A 1,058-nucleotide genomic window follows, 5' to 3' on the forward strand; every position below is an offset into this window, starting at 1 on the left:
CCCTTATCCCCCCTTGCAACCCCCCAAACCCCCCGACAACGCTCTGCGTATTGACTTTCATTTGTGAATCTTTAGAATCTAGATTCTGTATGCCTATACTCTCTTGAGACTCTTCGCTTCGCGAATTTTTAGAATCTACAATCATATACCTTAGATAGTATAACTTTCCGGCGTTTTCTTTATAATCGACTTCAATATCGCTTAATGCGCCATCATGCGTGCACCAGTTTATCATCCGTGAGCCGCGATAAATTAAGCCCTTGTCATACCAGCTAACAAATGTGTGTTTTACCGCGTTTGCCAAGCCTTCATCCATTGTAAAGCGAGTGCGTGAAAAGTCCGGCGAGAAGCCCAAAAGCCGCATTTGCTCTAAAATCTTGCCGCCACTTTCCTCTTTCCATTCCCAAACGCGTTTGATAAACTCTTCCCTACCTAGCTCCTCTTTTGTGATGCCTTGCGCTAATAGCTGCTTTTCTACGACATTTTGCGTAGCGATACCTGCGTGGTCCAAGCCTGGCTGCCAAAGCGTTTTAAAACCACACATCCGCTTATATCGCACGATAATATCTTGCAAGGTGAAAGTTAGGGCGTGTCCTATGTGCAGCACACCTGTGACATTTGGCGGGGGCATCATAATGCAAAAGGTATTATTTTGCGTGTTTTTAGAATCTAGATTCTGTAATCTCTTAGAATCTGCGTTACTAGATTCCATATTTTGACTTGATTTTTTAGAATCTAGATTATTAGATTCCATAGAATCTTTTTTATTATTTTGGCTTTTTGGATTATCGTAGGTTTTGACCCACCCCCCAGCCCCCTCCGCAAGGGAGGGGAAGTAAGTCGCTTTAGATTCTATATTTTCACACGTATTTTTAGAATCTTCAGAATCCATGTTTTTAGATTCCATATTCTTAGAATCTTGCAATTTCAAATTACCATTAACGCCAAAATATCCGCGTTTTTCACATTCATTATAAATTAAGCTTTCCCACTCTTTGCTAAACAAATTCTTTTCCGCCATAAATCTACCTTAAAATCTGCAAAATAAAAGTAGATTC

The 1,058-nt window shown here is 40.5% G+C and carries 1 pseudogene; it reads right to left on the reverse strand.

The annotated features are described in order from the left end of the window. Positions 1–130: 130 nt before the first annotated feature. A pseudogene (locus LS64_RS12125) lies at positions 131–655 on the reverse strand (class I tRNA ligase family protein); the annotation flags it as partial. Positions 656–1,058 lie beyond the last annotated feature (403 nt).

Source organism: Helicobacter saguini (genome assembly GCF_000762875.2).
Lineage (GTDB): Bacteria > Campylobacterota > Campylobacteria > Campylobacterales > Helicobacteraceae > Helicobacter_A > Helicobacter_A saguini.